Source organism: Ligilactobacillus ruminis ATCC 27782 (genome assembly GCF_000224985.1).
Taxonomy (GTDB): Bacteria; Bacillota; Bacilli; order Lactobacillales; family Lactobacillaceae; genus Ligilactobacillus; species Ligilactobacillus ruminis.
This window is the reverse complement of sequence record NC_015975.1, coordinates 212,316-232,036: the sequence shown is the minus strand read 5'-3', so window position 1 is coordinate 232,036 and position 19,721 is coordinate 212,316. Positions and strand designations below refer to the sequence as shown.

Genomic DNA, 19,721 nt, shown 5'->3' with positions numbered 1-19,721 from the left:
TTTCTTTTGTTTTTTATACCATCCCACTTATTGCATCGGTTAAGTGTTTTTCGTACTTAACCATGATTAAAATTGTTTCACCCATTGTTCTTCTATAAGATGTCCGCTGCCGTGCGGTCACAGACTTCGGGCGGATCTGGATTTAACCGTGCCGGCAAGAAAATACAGTGCAGATTGCCGCAATTGATGTTTTATGCCGCTTGATTTGGCAGAATCACTGTTGTTTACGGACACATCGATGAAAATGGACGCTTTGTCCGTAATTGGACTGCTCGAAAAATGGCGATTACGGACAAAATGACCAAAAATCCAGCTTTGTCCGTAAATTTGAGTGAAGTCTTGGCGTGCCGCCCAGAATAAGAAAAAATCCGCTCCATCACTGGCACGGATTTAAAATCATTATTCAGTTGCGTACGGGCTCATGTCCGCTCGGCTCCACACCTTCATAATCAGGTTCAGACCAGCAACAAGGCTCATGATAAGTTCGTGCCGCGTCGTGACTGCGCTTGCGCTGATCACTCGCGCCCCTCCTTATCTACCGCCTTGTTGAGCGGCTGGTCTTCACACCTTGTCTAAATCGGGTTTCGCCTCACAACCCCCTTGTCCCAAGCACCCTTGCTCGGGCAAGACGAGCTTACCCGTCGCAAGTGCGACTTGGATACGCGGGGGCTGAGCGTTCGGCTCCAAACCTTACCTGTTAAACACACCCTTGATTGCACGCCATGCAATCACGAAGATATTGGCCTTGTCAACTGCTTTATCGGTCTTGGCCTTGATTTTGATTGAAGTTGCGCCATCAAGATAGTAAAGATCTTGACCTTTGACTTTGACGGAAAGTTCGCCGACCGTCTGGCCCTTCTTCAAAGGAGCAACAAGGCCGCCATCCTTGTAGAGCTTCTTGTCGCCTGAGAGCTTGGCAACAAGATTGGCTGATGAAACGCTGCTCTTAAGCCAAACATCGGTGTCATTTTTGGATGAAACGGCAACTTTCAGGTCCTTGCCATGATAAACAGGCAATGAAGCGGCATTTTTGAATGATTTGCCAGCTTTGATCGTTTCATATGAATAGCTGTTGTAGCAATACGACATTAACTTTTGCGTTTCGACGAAACGGGAAAGGTCTTCCTGACTGTCATGCTTGGCACCCAAGACAACGGTAATCAGACGATGACCGTCCTTGTTGACCGTTCCGGTAAAGCAGGCACCAGCTGAATCTGACGTGCCGGTTTTAAGACCATCAACGGGAAGCTCAGAGTAGGCCTTTGCCAGTCCCGGAAGCATCCAGTTCCAGTTTTCCATCGTTGTCTCATCAGTGCCGTTTTTGAATTTCATCCGTGCAATCCTGGTCGTCTCAAGAACTTCAGGATAATCTTCAATCAAGCGCTGACCGATGATTGCCATGTCTTTTGCGGAAAACTTGTTTTCGGCATTGTCTGAAGCACCAGGATATTTGGCATCAAAGACTTCATCGTTCGTCAAGCCGTTAGCCGTATAGATTTCAGCATCATTGATTCCCATCTTCTTGGCTTCCTTGCGCATCATGTCGATAAAGTTCTTATGCGTTCCGCCCACTGCATTTGCCAAAGCCATTGCGGCCCCGTTGGCAGAGTAGATCAATGTTGCTTGATACAGTGCTTTTACCGTGTACTTATGGTCAGCCTTCAAAGGAACGTTTGAAAGATGCGTGTCCTGACTGACTTTTTGCGAAGCCTCATCAGGCAAGATCTCTTGATTCCAGCTCAGCTTGCCGTTTTTGATGGCTTGAAGAACCAGATAGACCGTCATCAGCTTGGACATTGATGCGACCGGCAGTGCTTGTTCCGCATTCTTTGCGTAGAGAATCTGCCCCGTCTTGGCATCAACGGCAATTGCGGCCTTGACGTCAAGATTCAAATTCGAATCTGTTTGTTGCGGTAAAGAGTCGGCAGATACTTTTTGAACAGACAGGCCACCGATGCCTGCTGCGGCAGCCGTAGATACGGTTACGCCTGCGATGAGTGCGATCATTGTTTTTTTCAATGATTTGAATAGTTTCATTACTAAGCAGTCCCCTCTAATAAATTCCTATTTAAGAATACCCAAAAAAAACCAAGGATTCAATAGTTTTTCCAACAAAAAAGGACGAATTCGTTATTCATTCGTCCTTCTTTCAGCATTTGCCGGCTTACGCACAACATTCTTGTGTTCCGTTGGAAAGTGCATCACAAAACTGGTCAGTGCCGCATTTGATTCAACGTAAATATAGCCATTATGGCGTTCAACGATGCTTTGCACGATTGCAAGTCCGAGTCCTGATCCGCCCGTCTCGCGAGATCGTGAGCTTTCGGCACGATAAAATCTGTCAAACAGCTGCGGAACAGCATCTTCAGGAATGGGTTCTCCGTCATTTTCGATTTTGACGACGACTTCTTTAGAAGAAAGCTGCTTTACCGAAAGATAGACGTGCTTGCCGTCGCGTCCGTATTTGAAAGCATTCGAAATCAGGTTGTTGAAAACCCTGGCCAGCTTTTCTCCGTCTGCTTCCATAAATACCGGCTCATCCGGAACGCTGACTTCGACTTTCATCCCTTTTTTGCTTCCTTCAAGCTCATAGCTTGCTCCGATCTGTTCAAGCATCGCGCCCAAGTCGATTTTCACGATGCTTAACGGCAAACTTGGTTGTCTGACTTTGGTATATTCAAACAAATCGTCAACCAACGATTTCATCTGCTTTGATTTCAAAAAAGCCGTGTGGGTGTACTTTTTCAATTCTTCTTCGCTGCCGTACTGATTGTCTTCAATCAAGCCGAGATATCCGATAATCGAAGTCAACGGCGTTCTGATGTCATGACTGACGTTTGTGATCAATTCGTCTTTTGAGCGTTCAATTCTCCGCTCGTCTTCCATCGCGTTGATCGTACTGTCAACCAACGCATTGACGCTTTCAACGACGCGCTGCATTTGACCGTCAAGGGTAAATTTGATTCGATGCGAAAAATGTCCGGAAGCAATATAGTGCAATTCCGAAATAACGTGACGCAGCTGCATTTGACGATAGCGACGCATCAGGCGCCAGTAGACGATAAAAGCATCCACTAAAAGCATCAAGACAGTGAAAACCCATCCCCAAGACCACAGTCTGATGGCATGCGGCCCGAGAGAAAGCGACAGTTTAATCTGAAAAATTCCGGCTGCAAGCCCTGGGTTGCGGGCGATTTCCTGGTTAGCAATCACAAAAATCGACATATTGAGCAGCAACAGCAGGATAACCGTTGCAACGCCTTCACCAAACAGCTCGCTTTTTTCACGCGTCGTGAGTTTAAATTGCACTAAGCATCACCCCGTTAATGTGATTCAATCTTGTATCCAACGCCCCAAACGGTCTGAATGACCTTTTCACCGCCGGTTGATTCTTCAATCTTGTCTCTTAGATGACTTACGTGAACCATAACCGTCTTGGCTGAAACAACCGATTCTTGCTGCCAGACGCGCTCAAAGATTTCATCAGCAGAAAATACTCTGTTCGGATGGCTTGCAAGCAAATACAGTATGCCAAATTCCAAAGCCGTCAATTGAATCGACTTGCCGGTGACGGTTTCGACTTCATGCGAATCCTTTTTGATGATCAGCGGACCGATTTCGATCTGATCCGGTTCGTCATTTTTAACGTCATGCTGGCTGCGACGAAGCAGAGACTTGACGCGTGCCATAACTTCAAGCGGATTGAACGGCTTGGTCACATAGTCGTCCGCACCTTGAATCAGGCCTTGAATCTTATCCAAATCATCGGTTTTGGCCGAAAGCATCAATACCGGAATCTGACTATCCTTTCTGACTTCTCTGACGACTGCAAGGCCATCCATCTGAGGCATCATGATATCAAGAATCATCAAACCGATGTCAGGATTCGTATTGAGTTTCGTAATGGCCTCTTTTCCGTTATAGGCACGTTCCACTTCGTAGCCTTCGTTTTTGACATAAATACTGAGCAATTCAACAATATCTTTATCATCATCAACAATCAGAATTTTCATGGTATTTGACTCCTTTTTGATATGTACCTTGCGTAATATATACCTATATGATACCAAATTTCGCAACGTCAAGACGTAAAGAAACATCTAAAAAAAGTCGGTTTATTTAAGAAATCTCAAGAATCATCCGATCAGATAGACCCTGTCATCAATAAAGTCAAAACGTTCGTGCCGTTGATTCAGATCTTCCGGCTCTTCTAATCGGCACTCATCCCAAAATTTTTCGGAATTCGTTGCCCCGTTTTTTTCGCCGATCACGATAAACTCGCCAGGCCAGCGCATTGTTCTGAGCTTTTGCAGCACTTCCCAGTCGTCTTCTGACGTATCGGGAGCCCATTCCATGATGATGACGTCCATAACGTCCGCATATTTTTCAACTGCGGACGTTGCATCAAGACTTTCAACTTTTGTCCATGGATCGGGACGCGTAACGTCTTGTTTTGACCAATCAAAGCTGTCCGTTGCCGTCACGTTCGCCAAACCGGCTGAAAGCACTGCATTTCCCGACATTAATTGGAGCGTTTTCCTTCCGTTTAAATGCAGAGCAAGATCATCAAGCCAGTCTTCCGAAAAAATATGCCAAATTCCAAAGTTTTCGATTACCGTTTGGCGCAAATCATTCAGTCTGCTGTCAAGTTCCAGCAAATTGGCGCAATCAAGCAGATGATCCATGATGAATTCTTCGCTAAAGCCGAGTTTTGGCAAAGGATGCCTGGGCAATTTGCGCTCGCCGTATGCTTTAAGCGTTTTTTCAACGGCTGATACCTGCTCAAGCACTTCTCTTTTCGAAGAACCCTTTGACAAACGTTCAAGTTCTTGCAGATATTCTTGCCACCTCATAACATGACGTCCATCGCTTTTTTGAAATAATGCTTGTAAAGGCCCGCAAACCGACCGATGTAATCTTCGTCCCACGGCTTGTCCCTTCCGCAGAAATGCAGCACGACGGTATTCTTTATGACCCAGTCAAGGTCCCATTCGCCCATGCTGATTGCCTCATAGATCGGATTCTTTCTGACGTCATAATTATAAAGCTCATCTTCAACCTTCTTGATCTTCTGCCCGTATAGTCCGTTCAAGACGTCCTGATCGGGTAATAACATATTAAGCTTGTTTTTTTCAACATATTCGACAATTTTTTGAGGATCGACGACTCGTCTGATTTCTTCAAGGTTCATCAAAAGCACGCCGGAGTTGAAGTAGCTTTCGCCGCTTTCTGCCCCGAGCCGCACGTTGTTGAGCACGTTTTTGACGTTGGTCAAACCCGAATGACTTGCCGCTGCGTAAAGGTTGCCTTCAAAATCAAGTTCATAAAGCCGACTTAAATCATTGATGCACAAAACATCGGCATCAAGATACAAAATGCGTTTGATGTCATTCGGCAAATACTTGTGCGCAAGCAATCGATAATAAATCGTTTCCGGATACCTGTCCGTCACCGGAAAATCAGAAAAATCCTCATCGCCGATAACTACCGGATGATACTTGGCTCCGGTCTTTGAAGCAAATTTTTCGATTTCCTTCGTTTTTTGAAGCTTCTTTTTTTGCAGAACGTAAAAATCGAGCTGATCTTGCGTATTTTCCAAAATTGAGTAAACGGATGTCAACATTTGGTCAACGAAGCCGTCGTTAACCGCAAAGAGCAAGTTCATGGCGAAAACCTCCTTAACTTTCTTTCTTCCATTATAGCAAATTTTAGAGTCGAGGTAATTTTGTTCTGCTTTTGGATGGGGGCAGCTGTAAAATATTTTTTCAAATTTTTGGCCTGCTTTCGGTGTCACCGGCTCTGATTTTGGGTTTTGTCATAATTTTCCCGACACACTGCCCCAAATTCCGTACAAGAACTGCATTTGACAAAAAAATCCGCACCATCACTGAAGTGCAATAAAAAAGTTAGACAAAATTAAACAATTAAGCTGTCATGGCATGATTTCGGTATTCTACCGGAGTCATGCCTTTTGTTTTTAAAGAAACCCGTTCGTAATTAAAGAAATGGATATAGTCTTGAACCATCATTTGAAATGCAGTAATGTCTTCAAATAATGGTAGCCCATCCAGCAACTCAGTTTTCAGTATGTGGAAAAAGCTTTCCACTGGTGCGTTATCCAGACAATGTCCCTTACGAGACATACTTTGAACAAAGTGATGGTTAGCCAATCTTTGAGTATAGTAAGGCAACTGATACTGCCATCCCTGATCCGAATGAATCAAGGGGCAGGCATGATCAGGAAGATTCCTGATTAATTCATCCACAGTCCTTGTAATTAAATCTGAATTCGGGTGAAGGCTGACCTGACATGCCAGAACTTCCTTACTGGCCTCATCAGTCATCACCGAAAGGTAAGCCCAGGTTTGATTAGCCAGACGGACCTGACTGACATCTGTATGGCACACCTGATAGGGTTTTGTCGCGCAAAAGTTCTGATGTAACCGGTTAGGAGCAAGATGACCTACGGTACCTCGATAGGACGAATACTTTCGATTTTGATGACGGTTGTAGATGGTTACCTGAATGTCCAGGTCACGCATTAGCCTCCGAACGGTATCACCAGCCAGATGAATTCCCAGACGTTCCAATTCAACTTGAATTCGTCGATAACCGGCAGTGAAACGATTTCTCATGGAATACTTCTGCGCAATAATCATCATCTGCCTTTTAACTTCATGATACTTGTCAAACTTATTACTGATGCGCTTACGTTCATCATAGTAAGTTGCCCGTTTCAACTCTAATTTAGACAGTAAGTCATTAAGCCTGAAACGTTCAGCTTTAGGCATTTGTAACTGTTCGGCCCTGATCTGGTCAAGAATCATCGTTTTCCGTCGTGCTTTGAGTTCCAGAACAGGGCCGCCGCTTTTTTTAATATGGCTGCGTCTAGACGTGCATCATACAATTCTTTCTTTAGCTTGATAATTTCAGCCTTCAGCCGCTCATTTTCGCTCAATTCTGATGATGTTGGTTTCTTTTCCGGGTGTTTTGGTGATTTCATTTGTTTTGGCTTCCTTCCCTTTTGATGAGGACGCAAAGCTTCTATACCACCCGTTTTAAATAGTGTCCTCCAATGGGATACTTGACCTGGAAGCAGATCAAACCTGGCAGCAACTTCAGCTATGGTTACCTCATGTGTTTGATAATAGTCTATCACAGCCAGTTTAAAATCAGTGTCAAATATTCTCTTATTTCTACTATGACGAATTTTACCTTGAAGTCGATATGTTTGAATCCAGCTTCGAACAACCCTTGAATTGAGGTTGTATTCTCGAGCTAATTGGATACTCGTTGCCATTCCCTGATTATATTTACTAATAATTTCCGCTTTCAGTTCCGGACTGTACTTTGCCATAAAAAATACCCCACAATCATTAGACTACTTTGTCTAACAATTATAGGGCACTTCAATCACGGCACGAATTTTAATATCCTATTTCCAGCAAAGTCCCTGCTCATGCAGTACTTCAAGGATTTGGCTGCGATGCGTCTTGCGGTTGTCAAGTTTGGCAGATCCGATCTGATTGGTGAACGAATCAATGCGCTTGTTGGCATCTCGAAGATCGTAATAAGTTTGAACGACTTCATCATATGAGGCGAGATTTTCGATTGAAAAATCGTGAGGATATTCGTTTTCAAATGAGATGAATTCCAAAGGCAGGCGCGGCTTCAGCTGCGGTTCCTGATCAGGAACGCCGACTTGAACGCCTAAAACGGGATAGGTCATTTTCGGCAGATTCAAAATTTTGACCAATTCCTTCGGCTCATTATTGATGCTTCCTAAAATAACAGCGCCAAGTCCCATGCTTTCAGCCGCATTGACGAAATTTTGCACGGCCAAAACCGTATCTTCAACTGCCTGCAGGAAAACATCGGTCCCGTGAAGCGCGCCTTCGTCTTTTCCGAGTTGGCGACGAATTTCGCTGTTGCGGTACAGATCGGCAACAAAAATGAACAAGTCTCCGTTTGCGCCGACATATTTTTGCCCCGTAATCTCACGGATTTTTGCTCGTTTTTCATCATCCGTAACGTGCAGCATCGAGAACTGCTGCAAGAACATGCTTGTCGACGTGTGACGTGCCACTTCTTCCAAAGTCTTCTTCTGCTCATCAGTGAGTTCCTGGTTTTTGAAAGCTCGTATCGTCCGATGGTTCAATTGCGTTTTAATCGTTTCGTTCATGATGATACCTCCGTTAATTATTTTAAATGCAGTGCTTTTCCGGCATGACTGCCTTTAAATCCAAAAATCAGACACGTTTTTATCTTGAATCTACTCTCTGACTTGACCGTCGCCGCGAATCACGTATTTGATCGTGGTCAGCTCGTTTAAGCCCATCGGTCCTCTTGCGTGAAGCTTTTGCGTCGCAATGCCGATTTCTGCTCCAAATCCGAATTCGAACCCATCGGTAAAACGGGTCGAAGCATTGACGTAGACGCAGGCGGAATCGATTTCGTTCAAAAAACGCTGACTCGCACGGTAATTTTCAGTAATGATTGACTCGGAATGATGCGTGCTGTGCTGATTGATGTGTAAAATTGCCTCATCCAAAGAATCAACGATTCCGATCGTCAAAATATAATCGTTATATTCGGTATCCCAATCTTCAACGGTTGCGGGCCTGCAACGGCTGCCAAGAATCGCGCATGCCCGTTCGTCGCCGCGAAGTTCGACGTGCCGTTCTTCAAGGGCTTGTGCTACGCGAGGCAGAAATTTCTCTGCAACGTCTTCATGAATCAGGAGTTTCTCAGCCGCATTGCAGACTGACGGGCGTTGGCACTTGGCATTGACGACGATTTTTTCCGCCATGTCAAATTCAGCATCCTTATCAACGTAGAGATGACAATTTCCGGCGCCTGTTTCAATCACCGGAACCTTGGCATTGTTGACGACGGCCTTGATCAGACGAGCCGAGCCGCGCGGAATCAAAACGTCAAGATAATCCGTCAGCTGCATGAACTGATTTGCAATCTCATGCGAAGTTTCCTGAATGATTTGTACGGCATTTTCGTCAAGGCCTGATGAGGCGACCACAGTCCGCAAAATTTCACAAAGCTTGACGTTTGTCCTCAACGCTTCTTTTCCGCCGCGAAGAATCACGGCATTTCCGGACTTGAAACAAAGACCGGCCGCATCGACCGTCACGTTTGGACGAGCTTCATAAATCATGCCGACGACGCCAAGAGGAATCCGCCTTTTGGCGATCTGCAAACCGGCATGGTTGACCCAGGCAGAATCCTCGTTTCCGATCGGATCAGGCAAGGATGCAACCTGGCGCAGGCCTTCTGCCATCCCTAAAATACGGTCATGATCAAGCGTCAGACGATCCGTAAAATTTTGCGGCATCTCTGATGCTTTCTCCAAATCGAGCCTGTTTTGTGTCAAAATCTCTTCTTCTTTTTCGATCAAGGCATCAGCCATCTTGTTCAACACTGCATTTTTCAATGAGGTCGGCGTCTGTGCCAGCTCAAAAGCTGACTGCCTGGCCTTTTTCCCCATCTCTTCCAAAGAAATTACCATAATTTCACCTCATTTTTTCCTGAAAAGAGTTCCGATCTTATCACCGTTCATGATTCTGAAAATAATCGACGGATTTTCACCGTTCGCAAGAATCATCATGCGATCATGCTTCAAAATGCGTTTTGCCGCCTTGAGCTTGGTCGTCATTCCGCCCGTTCCGAATTTAGTTCCCTTGCCGCCGGCCTGTTCGATAACCTTGGAGTCAATCTTGTTGATTTCGTCAATCAGCCTGGCGTCTTTGAAATGGCGCGGATTTTTGTTGAAAAATCCGTCAATGTCTGACAGCATGATCAAAAGATCCGCATCGACGATGTCGGCCACGACAGCTGAAAGCTGATCGTTGTCGCCGAACTTCGTGTGGTGATCGAGTTCGTCGACTGCAATCGTGTCATTTTCGTTGATAATCGGAATAATGCCCCATTCAAGCAGCGTATCAAGCGTGTTAAAAACGTTCTGGCGACTCTCCGGATAGTCCAAGACGTCATGCGTCAGCAGCACTTGGCTGATCTTTTGACCATACGTCGTAAAACGCTGCTGGTAAATCGTCATCAGTTCGCACTGCCCCATTGATGCCAAGGCTTGTTGTTCCGGAATCTTCTCGGGTCGAGCATCCAACCCCATCTGTCCCATTCCGACGCCGATTGCCCCTGATGAAACAAGGACGACCTGCTTGCCTTCGTTGACAAGACCGCTCAACGAAAAGCTGAGCTGATCGATTGCCTGCAGATTGATCCTGCCATTCGGATGAATCAGCGTGCTGGTTCCGACCTTGACAACGATTCGTTTTGCACCGTCAAGTTGGCGCTTGCTGCTCATAACGACTACCTTCCTTCTTGCTTTTTGTTATGTTCTAACTATACCATTAATCTTTTCTATCTACTAGCACCAGGTTGGCGCTTGAGGCCATCAAGCATGTATTTTTGGATCAAATCAACAATCTGTCTGTTTTCCGGAAGATCCGAATGTTTGGCTTCGTTTCCGGTCACGGTTATTTGCGTGAATGACTTGACTTTTCCCTGAAAAATATACTTGCCAGCCTCGACGCTTTTTTCGGGAACCAGGCCGTCCGAAGTATAGGTTTCGGTTCCGGCAACCGAATATACGATCAAATCGTCGGGGAGACGGTAACTGTATTTGATAAAATCAGACAGCATCTGCGACTTCTTCTTCATCGACTGTTCCGAAAAATTGTAGGGAGATCCGATCGTCATCAGTTTTTTAAAGCTGACGTCGTAATTTTTTGAATAATTTTCGAGAAAACAGGTCCAGACCAGACCACCGTTTGAATGTCCGATACATTTGCAGTTGTTGAACTCATAGCGTTCATATAATTGCGTAAAACATTTATTGAACATCCGGGCCTGCTTCTTGATGTTCGAGTACCCGTCACGATTGTTCTCAAATCCGACCACGATGACTGGTTCGGTGTCCCTTGCAGAAATCTTGCCTTTAAACTTTATCCTGCCGTTGCTCATGACTTTGATCTTAAGCAGTCCATGCTTTTTGGGCTGATCGGAATTAAGCTGTGCGACCATTCCGTCAAATCTGTTTTCCGTCGCTGAACTTCCGGGAATCATGATCACTGGCGACAGCTGCGAATTATAACGCCGAGCCATTTGTTCAGAACTTTCTTTAGTATACCGATACGTCGGAATTGCCAGGAGAATCGTCAAAATTAAAATCAAGCCGGAAAAAAAGACTGCGCCCTTATTTTTCATCAACCTGTCCTCCCTTGAGTCGATTCATCAATTCGCCTGCGCGCTCTGCATTTTTCACAAAAAAGCAGTAAATAAAAGCATCCATCATGACCAACGCAAGCGAAACGAAAAAGGCCGCAAACGAACCGTTCGTGGCAATCAGCGCGCGCAAGACCGGCGGCGTGCCGCCCCAGACCGGGTAGACTGACGGAAGCAGGATTCCAAGCTTATAAAATGCAGAAACGACGACCATGTTCAGTTGCGGAACAAAAACATACGGTATCAAAAACAGCGGATTGAGCAAGACCGGCACCCCGATATTTAATGACGAATCGTAGCCGAAAAAGACCGGAATCAGACACCACCAACAAAGAAGCCGTCGATTTCTTCTCTTCGAAACAAACATCAAAGCAAGCAACAGCCCCAGACCGGCAAGCTGAGCATAAGTAAAGTACGTCGAATAAGTCGTCAGTTTATAAGGAACGCTGGTCAAATCGCCATGATGAGCCAAAGAATAGTTCAGGTTCTTCGTCGCCGAGGCCTCATCAAAAAAAATGCTGCTCGTATAAGGTCCAAAAAGTCCGCACCAGGTTCCGACGCTCGTCAATAGTCCGAGCCAAAGAATCGACGTAAAACTGCTCGTTGCCGCTTTCATCTCCTGAGACTGAGAAATCCCGTTTTTAAACAAATAGCTGCCTGCAAAGTTCAGAATTATCGCAAATGCAAGCGCTAAAAACAGCGGCAAAAGCATTCGGAACGAACCCGGAAGCTGCTGATCGGCGCCTTCTCTTCCCTCAACCCTGCTCCAAAATTCTCCGCTCAGTAAAAACAGCTTGCCCACGACGTATCCGAACATGATGCCGGCCAGGATTCCTTGCACGCCAAGCAGCCGATAAGCAAATACGAACCCGTGCGACTGCCCTGCCTGTTGAAAACACAATGCCAGATAAGCTATAAATCCGGTTGTCGCAGCCGTTTTATAATTTTGCCGCAAAAACTGTGCCGTATATCCGGCAGAATAATGAGCTGCCAAAAGTCCGCTCAACCCGCCGGTCATCGCATAGATTCCGTTACACAGACTATTGAATCTCTGGCTCAGTTCCATTCCAAAAATTCCGCTCAAAAAACTATCCGGGGCAAGCAATGCCACCGTTGCAACCTTTGCAAAACTGCCGATCAAAACGAATGGAAAAACTGACAGAAGCGCTGCCCGTGCCGTTTTAAAAAAGCTCATTTCTCTGATTTTGGCAATCTCAAAAATGACTTGTTTTTGCATAGTATTTTCCTCCGACTGAATGATAACTTAATTATACGCTTTTTTGAACAAGGTGCGAAGACCAGCCGACTAACAAGGCGGGAGATAAGGAGGGGCGCGAGTGATCAGCGCAAGCGCAGTCACGACGCGGCACGAACTTATCATGAGCCTTGTTGCTGGTCTGAGCCTGATTATGAAGGTGTGGAAGCGAGCGCTTATGACCCCGTACGCAACTGAATAATGATGAAAATACGTGTCGTGATGGCACGTATTTTTTCTTTTTTGGGCAGCGTGCCAAGATTTAACTCAAATTTACGGACAACGCTGTATTTTTGGCCATTTTGTCCGTAAGCAAACCGCATTTTACGGACAAACTCCCAATTTTCATCGATTTGTCCGTAAACGGCAGTGATTTTGCCAAATGCAGTGCTGCTCATCACCTGCTCAATCGCTGCACCTGACCTCGGTTACGGGCAAAACGGTGCTTTTTGGAATTTGCCCGCAATCCGATACCACACTGCTTTGGCGAAGGTAACCGAGTAGAACATTTTTCCGATTTTGGAGGATTTTGTTCTACTTTCGAGGCTGGGCGGGCCGATTTCGGAGAGTCAGGTAGACAAAAATCAGACATTCACCCCGGTTTTTGTCTACTTTCGAGGCTGGGCGGGCCGATTTCAGAGAGTCAGGTAGACAAAAATCAGACATTCACCCCGGTTTTTGTCTACTTTCGAGGCTGGGCGGGCCGATCTCAGAGAGTCAGGTAGACAAAAATCAGACATTCACCCCGGTTTTTGTCTACTTTCGAGACTGCGCGAGTCGATTTTGGAGCCGGCGGTAGACAAAAATGAGACATTTCCACCGGTTTTTGTCTACTTTCGAAGTCGTGCGGACCGAACTTGAAGGCAGCGGTTCTGCTTTCAGGGCCGCACCAGGCACGATTAAGGTCAAATCACCTTTTCCACAATTTTGCCTGTAAACTGCAGCGTCACCACGGTAATTCAACCGAATCAAGAAGTCGATTGATGCCGACAGCACTGTATTTTTCATTGATAAATATATAGGCTGGAAACCCGTCACTTTAGTGATGGGAGAAAAGCCTCGCTCAAGCACCTGAGGTGCTTCTTTTTTGCCTTTTCCCTTTCTTAGATTTTCACACATCGATATGATATAATTGATGTATGAAGAAAGCGAGGTGAACCTGTTGCAACAAACCATTACCATCAAATGCAAATTAAAGCTACAGTCATCATTGGATGAATCGGTTTTGACCAAATCCTTAGAACAATACCGACGAGCTTGTAATGCGGTTTCTCAGTATATGTTTGACCATAGCTTTGAAATGGCTCAAGCAAAGCTGAACAAGGCATTGTATCACCAGTTGCGGAATGATTATGGATTAAAAGCACAAATGGCTCAGTCCGCAATCCGTAACGTCGTTGCCCGTTACAGAACGGTTAAAACGCAGTTGGCTCAAAAGCCTTATCGCTACAATACGGGCAAACAAGATCGATACGGCAACGATATTTGGAAAAATGAGACCCGTACCCTGGATTGGTTATGGCATCCTGTCAATTTCAAACGTCCTCAACTGGACTTGCAACGCAATCGTGATTGGTCGCTTAAGGACAATCACATTATGTCTATCAATACAGTTAACGGGCGTATAAAAGTGCCGTTTACCTGTCAAGGATTCGATCAATATTTAAACGGTACTTGGGAATTCGGCATGGCTAAGATTCTCCATGTTGGCAACAAATGGTATATGCACATTAGCGCAACTAAAGAACTGCCGGATTACCTGAAGGAACAATCGCAACATGTGGTTGGCATTGATCGCGGATTACGATTTTTGGCGACTGCTTATGATGAACACGGCAAAACACTGTTTTTCCAAGGCCAGGAAGCATTACGCAAGCGGCGCAAATTTAAGCGATTGCGTCAGCAACTGCAAAGCAGGGGAACCAAATCTGCTAAACGTCGTTTAAAGAAAATCGGTCAACGAGAGAACCGCTGGATGACTGATATTAATCATCAGTTATCAAAGACACTCGTTAATCGTTACGGAGTCGACACCCTCTTCGTTTTGGAAAATCTGGCAAATGTGCGATTCGCGACTGAAAAAGTAACAAAAACACAACGTTATGAGCAGGTTTCATGGGCTTTTTATCAATTAGCACAGTTCTTGACATACAAAGCTCATTTAGTCGGAAGCGAAGTGGTTCAAGTTTCAGCTAAATACACAAGCCAGCGATGCCCAAAATGTGGTCGTATTTACAAAAATAACCGTAATCATCAGCAACATTTGTACGTGTGCGATCGTTGCGGTTATCAATCCAACGATGACCGTATTGGCGCTATGAACATTCAGCTTTTGGGCACGCAATATATTAGTGGCAATGAACGCCCGTCTTTCAACAAAGTAACAGCCGGTGAGTAAATCTCGTTGGCTAAACGGGTGTGTCGTCAACCACCCGATGATGTAGCCACATCGTGAAGAAGCACGTTAGTGCGTTACTACTTCTAAGCCGTTAGGCTTGTGAGCTACAAGCCACCGATTTTAATCGGTGGTAGTTGATGAAAAGAGCTTTCTAAATGTACTATAATTAGGCATAAGGGAGGCTTCAGCATGGATATCTTATCACTAAAAAATATTTCATTCCAAAATATCTTGGCCAATATCAGCTTGAACGTTCCGCAAAACAGCTTCATCACGCTCAGTGGTCCATCAGGATCGGGAAAAAGTACGATTTTGAAAATTTGTGCGCGCATGCTGACGCAATCCACAGGTGAATTAATTTTTGAAGGAGAAGATGCTGCCAAAATACCTGTGGATAAATATCGAATGCAAGTTTCGTATTGTTTTCAACAACCGGTGCTTTTTGGAGATACAGTGGCTGATAACCTTGACTTCCCGTTCGAGATCAGAAAAGAACCAGTGAAACGCCAACACGAAATCGAACTGTTGGAGCGCGTAAACTTAAGCTCATCATACTTGGAAAAGCCCATCGCTGATCTTTCCGGCGGTGAAAAACAGCGCGTGGCATTGATTCGCAACTTGATGTTTAAACCAAAGGTTCTCCTGCTTGACGAAGTTACGGCGGGGGCTTGATGCGGATAATAAAAAAATTGTCCACATGTTGATAAGTTCTTACAGAAAATCTGGCGGAACCGTTATCGCCGTGACGCACGACACCGACGAATTACGCCAGGCAGAACAAATCATCCATATTGAGGAGGGACGAATCATTGAACAATAGCGTTCACGTTAATAATCTCAGTCTGACATACGCCGCCGTCTTAGTTATCGTTGCGCTGATCATCTCAAATCGACAGAAGCTAAAGCTTGAATCGGACATGATTGTCAGCGTCATTCGGGCAATCGTGCAGCTGACGATTGTCGGTTACGTTTTGAAATACATCTTTTCGCTCAACAACATTCTTGTAACTGCCGCAATGATTCTGATAATCATTTTCAATGCCGCCCGCAATGCGGCAAATCGAGGCAAAGGCATCCCAAAGCTTTTTTGGCCTTCGTTCATTTCCATTTTGACGAGCACTTCGATTACTCTTTTAGGTTTGGTCCTGAGCGGCGCAATCAAGTTTATTCCATCGCAGATCATTCCAATCTCCGGAATGATTGCCAGCAATTCGATGGTGGCAATCGGTCTTTGTTACAAGCAGATGAAAACCAAATTCCACGATGAGCATCAACGAATCGAAGAAAAACTTGCGCTCGGAGCTCAACCGTTTCAAGCATGCGCAAACATTGTTCAAACGTGCGTCAAAACCGGAATGCAGCCGACGATTGATTCTGCCAAAACGTACGGCATCGTCAGTCTTCCGGGAATGATGTCAGGTTTGATTTTTGCAGGAGTCGATCCTGTATTTGCTATCAAATACCAAATCATGGTCGTCTTCATGCTGCTTTCGGCAACCAGCCTGGCATCGGTTTGTTCGTCATATATAGCCTATCGCCGCTTTTTCAATGACGAGTTTCAAATCATTATCGATTAGCACAAAAGAGACTGATGATGCACGAAAACAAACTATTTTTTCCTTATCTCCATCATGGAAGTCGATTGTCACACATACGCAAAAAAACGGATGATTCGCAACTAATTGCAAATCATCCGTTTCTTTATTTGAGGCAGAGTTTTTTCAGCCTCTCCTCATTTATTTTTGTTCGTACTTAGCAGCACGTTCCTTATACATTTCAACTTGATCTTCACGGCAGCGAACGAAGTGGCCAGGCGTGATTTCACGCAGTTTGGCCGGTTTGCCTTCAACATCTTGTTCGATCGATGCATCATACAAAATCTGCTTGCGGTTGCGTTCAAATTCAGGGTCAGGAACCGGAACGGCGGAAATCAAACTTGCCGTGTAATCATGAAGCGGCTTCGTATACACGTCATCGGCCGGTCCTACTTCAAGCAGACGACCGAAGTGCATAACGCCGATGCGATCCGAAATATACTTGACCATCGATAGATCGTGAGCAATGAAAAGATACGTCAAGCCTTTTTGTTCCTGCAAATCTTTAAGCAGGTTGACAACTTGGGCCTGGATGGAAACGTCCAAAGCAGAAATTGGTTCATCGGCAATGATGAAGCGCGGTTCAACGGCCAAAGCACGCGCAATGCCGATACGTTGACGCTGACCGCCTGAGAATTCATGCGGATAACGGCTGGCGTGATCTTTGTTCAAGCCGACCGTTTCCAGCAATTCTTCAACTTTGGCACGACGTTCTTCTTTTGTCTTGACCAAACCGTGAATATCCAGACCTTCTGCAATAATGTCTTCAACCGTCATACGGGGGTTGAGAGAAGCATAAGGATCTTGGAAAATCATCTGCATGTCACGGCAGAATTTAAGATGATCTTCTTTTGAATTAAGTTTGCTTACGTCTTTTCCGTCAAAGATAATCTGACCGTCAGTCGGATTATAAAGATGAATGATGCTTCGGCCGGTAGTTGTCTTACCTGAACCGGATTCGCCAACAAGTCCAAAAGTTTCGCCTTCGTAGATGTCAAACGTAACATCATCGACAGCTTTGACCATATCTGCCTTGCCGACTCCGAAGTATTGTTTCAAATGCTTGACTTCGAGAAGTTTCTTTTTTTGTTCTGGCATACGGTTTTCTTCCTTCCTTGTAACTATTTAGCAGCTGCTTGCATTTCTTGCCAAATTTTTTGGCGACGCAGGATTTCGTCAGGTGGCGTAATCTTTGGCGCATCCTTGTGCAAGAGCCATGTTGCTGCATAGTGCGTATCAGAAACCTTGAAGAATGGTGGCTGTTTTTCAGCATCAATCTTCATGGCATACGGATTACGAGCTGCAAACGGATCGCCCTTAGGCGGATCAAGCAAGTCGGGAGGAGTGCCCGGGATTGCTTCAAGCTTTGTACTTGAAAGCGTCGGCATTGAGTTCAGCAAGCCCCATGTATATGGATGCTTAGGATTGTAGAAGATCTCATCAACCGTTCCGTATTCGATGATTTGACCGGCGTACATAACGGCAACGCGATCAGCCATCCCCGCAACAACGCCCAAGTCATGGGTGATGAAGATGATGGATGTTTCAATTTTTTGTTGAAGCTCTTTCATCAAATTCAGAATTTGAGCCTGAATCGTAACGTCCAAAGCAGTTGTAGGTTCATCAGCAATTAGAATTTCCGGATAGCAAACGAGCGCAATCGCAATCACGATACGCTGACGCTGGCCGCCTGAGAATTGATGAGGATAATCGTTGATACGTTCTTCTGCATTTGCAATCCCGACCAGCTTCAAAATCTCAAGAGCCTGTGCCCAGGCCTTCTTCTTATCGACATTTTTGTGAATCATCAGCGGTTCGGCAATCTGGCGACCGATTTTCATCGTCGGATCCAATGACGTCATCGGATCCTGGAAAATCATCGCAATGTCCTTGCCGCGAATTTCTTGCATTTCCTTTTCGGTCTTCTTCAGCAAATCTTCACCGCGGTACATGATCGAGCCGCCGACAACTTCAGCGTTGTTGGCAAGAAGCCCCATCAGACTCTTCGTCGTAACGGACTTGCCTGAGCCGGATTCACCAACGATGGCGAGCGTTTCACCTTTATCAAGGTGGAAACTGACATCACGAATGGCTTTTACATCGCCAGCATAGGTGTGGAAATTAATTTTAAGGTTCTTTACGTCTAAAATTCTTTCGCCCATCTTAATTACCTACCTTCTTGTCTTTGGATCAAATGCATCGCGAAGACCGTCGCCTAAAAGGTTAAAGGAAATCATCAATACACAAAGAACGATTGCCGGATACCACATCTGGTATGGCAGGAATTGGAAGTTCTTTTGACCATCGTTGAGCAATACCCCAAGAGACGTTTCAGGAGCAGAAATACCGATACCGATGAAACTCAGGAACGCTTCGAAGAAGATGGCACTCGGAATCGTGTACATCGTCTGAATGATGATGATGCTTGAAAGGTTCGGAACCAAATGTTTCATCGCAATCTTAATCGGTGATTCTCCCAATGTTCTTGCGGCCAAAACATATTCCTGACTCTTCAGCTGGAGCGTCTCCGCTCGAATCATTCGGGCCATCGTCGTCCAACTTGAAATGGCAATGGCCAAGATGATTGACGTCATGCCGGGTTTGAAGACGAGCAGCATCAAAACGACAATGACAAGACTTGGAATCGACGAGATGATTTCAATAATACGCTGCATGACATTATCCACCATCCCGCCTTTCCAGCCTGAGACAATGCCATACGAGACCCCTATCGTAAGGTCAAAGAACGTTGCGACCAAAGCAACGATCAACGAAACTTTCGTACCATAGATGATACGTTGCGCAAGCGAGTGACCAAGATAATCAGTCCCCAAAACAAAGTATGTTCCTTCAGGAATATTGTTTGCCTTGTATTGGTCAACCCAAACTCCGCCTTGCTTGAGCTTGCCGTTAAACCCATTGATGTCTACGCCAGGAATCTTGGCAGGCAGGTTGGCATACTTAGGCGCGGATTTGACCAAAGTATCATGATTAATGAACGGTGTCGAACCAAAAGCCACAACAATCATTACGATAATGACAAAAAGCGAAATAACGGCACCTTTGTTTTTCTTAAGACGACGCCATGCATCCTGTGTGAAAGTTAAGGATGGGGCCGCGATTTTTTCAGCATCAAGCTCTTCTTCTTTTGGCAAAGCTTGAAAATCTTCCGGTGAAACTTTTGCTTCCGGATCTAACTTCAAATTTTCTTCCATAG

At 45.3% G+C, this 19,721-nt stretch carries 18 protein-coding genes and 1 pseudogene; 3 read left to right on the top strand and 16 right to left on the bottom strand.

Translation table 11 applies throughout. The features are described 5' to 3' along the window. Positions 1 to 690: 690 nt before the first annotated feature. From LRC_RS01085 to LRC_RS11470, 13 genes are all read right to left on the bottom strand, one after another. Positions 691 to 2,037 carry a serine hydrolase gene (locus LRC_RS01085; protein WP_014072812.1) on the bottom strand — a complete coding sequence of 449 codons (1,347 nt, stop codon included), beginning with the start codon at positions 2,035 to 2,037 and terminating at the stop codon, positions 691 to 693. Between the two features lie 93 nt (positions 2,038 to 2,130). Continuing rightward, entirely contained in the window at positions 2,131 to 3,309 is a 1,179-nt protein-coding gene (locus tag LRC_RS01080; protein ID WP_014072811.1) for a sensor histidine kinase, read from the bottom strand. Between the two features lie 14 nt (positions 3,310 to 3,323). Then, a complete protein-coding gene (gene croR / locus LRC_RS01075) occupies positions 3,324 to 4,013 on the bottom strand; it encodes a response regulator transcription factor CroR (RefSeq protein WP_003693147.1) in 690 nt (229 codons plus the stop codon). Positions 4,014 to 4,136: 123 nt separating this feature from the next. Then, complete coding sequence (locus LRC_RS01070; protein ID WP_041819774.1) at positions 4,137 to 4,853, bottom strand: hypothetical protein; 717 nt, start codon at positions 4,851 to 4,853, stop codon at positions 4,137 to 4,139. Continuing rightward, a complete protein-coding gene (locus tag LRC_RS01065) occupies positions 4,850 to 5,665 on the bottom strand; it encodes a glycosyltransferase family 8 protein (protein WP_014072809.1) in 816 nt (271 codons plus the stop codon). The genes LRC_RS01070 and LRC_RS01065 overlap by 4 nt, the downstream gene beginning before the upstream one ends. A gap of 259 nt (positions 5,666 to 5,924) precedes the next feature. After that, positions 5,925 to 6,827 carry an IS3 family transposase gene (locus LRC_RS01060; RefSeq protein WP_014072808.1) on the bottom strand — a complete coding sequence of 301 codons (903 nt, stop codon included), beginning with the start codon at positions 6,825 to 6,827 and terminating at the stop codon, positions 5,925 to 5,927. Continuing rightward, positions 6,824 to 7,357: a helix-turn-helix domain-containing protein gene (locus LRC_RS01055; RefSeq protein WP_014072807.1), complete on the bottom strand. Its 534-nt coding sequence runs from the start codon at positions 7,355 to 7,357 to the stop codon at positions 6,824 to 6,826. The genes LRC_RS01060 and LRC_RS01055 overlap by 4 nt, the downstream gene beginning before the upstream one ends. Positions 7,358 to 7,435: 78 nt before the next feature. Then, positions 7,436 to 8,182: an NADPH-dependent oxidoreductase gene (locus tag LRC_RS01050; RefSeq protein WP_014072806.1), complete on the bottom strand. Its 747-nt coding sequence runs from the start codon at positions 8,180 to 8,182 to the stop codon at positions 7,436 to 7,438. A gap of 90 nt (positions 8,183 to 8,272) precedes the next feature. After that, entirely contained in the window at positions 8,273 to 9,520 is a 1,248-nt protein-coding gene (locus LRC_RS01045; protein ID WP_014072805.1) for a glutamate-5-semialdehyde dehydrogenase, read from the bottom strand. A 9-nt stretch (positions 9,521 to 9,529) separates the two neighbouring features. Beyond that, positions 9,530 to 10,336 carry a glutamate 5-kinase gene (proB, locus tag LRC_RS01040; RefSeq protein ID WP_014072804.1) on the bottom strand — a complete coding sequence of 269 codons (807 nt, stop codon included), beginning with the start codon at positions 10,334 to 10,336 and terminating at the stop codon, positions 9,530 to 9,532. Positions 10,337 to 10,392: 56 nt separating this feature from the next. Then, entirely contained in the window at positions 10,393 to 11,238 is an 846-nt protein-coding gene (locus tag LRC_RS01035; RefSeq protein ID WP_014072803.1) for an alpha/beta hydrolase, read from the bottom strand. Then, a complete protein-coding gene (locus tag LRC_RS01030; protein ID WP_014072802.1) occupies positions 11,228 to 12,493 on the bottom strand; it encodes a PTS sugar transporter subunit IIC in 1,266 nt (421 codons plus the stop codon). The genes LRC_RS01035 and LRC_RS01030 overlap by 11 nt, the downstream gene beginning before the upstream one ends. A gap of 194 nt (positions 12,494 to 12,687) precedes the next feature. Beyond that, complete coding sequence (locus LRC_RS11470; protein ID WP_014072801.1) at positions 12,688 to 12,909, bottom strand: hypothetical protein; 222 nt, start codon at positions 12,907 to 12,909, stop codon at positions 12,688 to 12,690. 764 nt (positions 12,910 to 13,673) lie between these two features. On the opposite strand from LRC_RS11470, the gene LRC_RS01020 reads away from it, so the two are divergent. The 3 genes and pseudogenes from LRC_RS01020 (at position 13,674) to LRC_RS01010 (ending at position 16,486) form a co-directional block, all read left to right on the top strand. Beyond that, positions 13,674 to 14,909, top strand: coding sequence for an RNA-guided endonuclease TnpB family protein (locus tag LRC_RS01020; protein ID WP_014072800.1), 1,236 nt, complete (start codon positions 13,674 to 13,676; stop codon positions 14,907 to 14,909). Positions 14,910 to 15,098: 189 nt separating this feature from the next. Continuing rightward, positions 15,099 to 15,729: pseudogene (locus LRC_RS01015) on the top strand (ABC transporter ATP-binding protein). Further along, positions 15,719 to 16,486 carry an ABC transporter permease gene (locus LRC_RS01010; protein WP_014072799.1) on the top strand — a complete coding sequence of 256 codons (768 nt, stop codon included), beginning with the start codon at positions 15,719 to 15,721 and terminating at the stop codon, positions 16,484 to 16,486. The pseudogene LRC_RS01015 and the gene LRC_RS01010 overlap by 11 nt, the downstream one beginning before the upstream one ends. A gap of 159 nt (positions 16,487 to 16,645) precedes the next feature. Here LRC_RS01010 and LRC_RS01005 read toward each other — a convergent pair whose 3' ends face one another. From LRC_RS01005 to LRC_RS00995, 3 genes are read right to left on the bottom strand one after another with little or no spacing between them, the layout of a single operon-like run. Beyond that, positions 16,646 to 17,602: an ABC transporter ATP-binding protein gene (locus LRC_RS01005; RefSeq protein ID WP_003695611.1), complete on the bottom strand. Its 957-nt coding sequence runs from the start codon at positions 17,600 to 17,602 to the stop codon at positions 16,646 to 16,648. Between the two features lie 23 nt (positions 17,603 to 17,625). Continuing rightward, positions 17,626 to 18,666, bottom strand: coding sequence for an ABC transporter ATP-binding protein (locus LRC_RS01000; RefSeq protein ID WP_014072798.1), 1,041 nt, complete (start codon positions 18,664 to 18,666; stop codon positions 17,626 to 17,628). 9 nt (positions 18,667 to 18,675) lie between these two features. Then, positions 18,676 to 19,719, bottom strand: coding sequence for an ABC transporter permease (locus LRC_RS00995; protein ID WP_003695614.1), 1,044 nt, complete (start codon positions 19,717 to 19,719; stop codon positions 18,676 to 18,678). Positions 19,720 to 19,721: the final 2 nt, after the last annotated feature.

Excerpts from the sequence above, each read along its gene's own strand:
- LRC_RS01000 (WP_014072798.1), bottom strand. The coding sequence starts at position 18,666 with ATGGGCGAAAGAATTTTAGACGTAAAGAACCTTAAAATTAATTTCCAC.
- LRC_RS01060 (WP_014072808.1), bottom strand. The coding sequence starts at position 6,827 with ATGATTCTTGACCAGATCAGGGCCGAACAGTTACAAATGCCTAAAGCT.
- LRC_RS01070 (WP_041819774.1), bottom strand. The coding sequence starts at position 4,853 with ATGAGGTGGCAAGAATATCTGCAAGAACTTGAACGTTTGTCAAAGGGT.
- LRC_RS11470 (WP_014072801.1), bottom strand. The coding sequence starts at position 12,909 with ATGAGCAGCACTGCATTTGGCAAAATCACTGCCGTTTACGGACAAATC.
- LRC_RS00995 (WP_003695614.1), bottom strand. The coding sequence starts at position 19,719 with ATGGAAGAAAATTTGAAGTTAGATCCGGAAGCAAAAGTTTCACCGGAA.
- LRC_RS01085 (WP_014072812.1), bottom strand. The coding sequence starts at position 2,037 with ATGAAACTATTCAAATCATTGAAAAAAACAATGATCGCACTCATCGCA.
- LRC_RS01030 (WP_014072802.1), bottom strand. The coding sequence starts at position 12,493 with ATGCAAAAACAAGTCATTTTTGAGATTGCCAAAATCAGAGAAATGAGC.
- LRC_RS01055 (WP_014072807.1), bottom strand. The coding sequence starts at position 7,357 with ATGGCAAAGTACAGTCCGGAACTGAAAGCGGAAATTATTAGTAAATAT.
- LRC_RS01065 (WP_014072809.1), bottom strand. The coding sequence starts at position 5,665 with ATGAACTTGCTCTTTGCGGTTAACGACGGCTTCGTTGACCAAATGTTG.
- LRC_RS01045 (WP_014072805.1), bottom strand. The coding sequence starts at position 9,520 with ATGGTAATTTCTTTGGAAGAGATGGGGAAAAAGGCCAGGCAGTCAGCT.
- LRC_RS01035 (WP_014072803.1), bottom strand. The coding sequence starts at position 11,238 with ATGAAAAATAAGGGCGCAGTCTTTTTTTCCGGCTTGATTTTAATTTTG.
- LRC_RS01050 (WP_014072806.1), bottom strand. The coding sequence starts at position 8,182 with ATGAACGAAACGATTAAAACGCAATTGAACCATCGGACGATACGAGCT.
- croR (WP_003693147.1), bottom strand. The coding sequence starts at position 4,013 with ATGAAAATTCTGATTGTTGATGATGATAAAGATATTGTTGAATTGCTC.
- proB (WP_014072804.1), bottom strand. The coding sequence starts at position 10,336 with ATGAGCAGCAAGCGCCAACTTGACGGTGCAAAACGAATCGTTGTCAAG.
- LRC_RS01005 (WP_003695611.1), bottom strand. The coding sequence starts at position 17,602 with ATGCCAGAACAAAAAAAGAAACTTCTCGAAGTCAAGCATTTGAAACAA.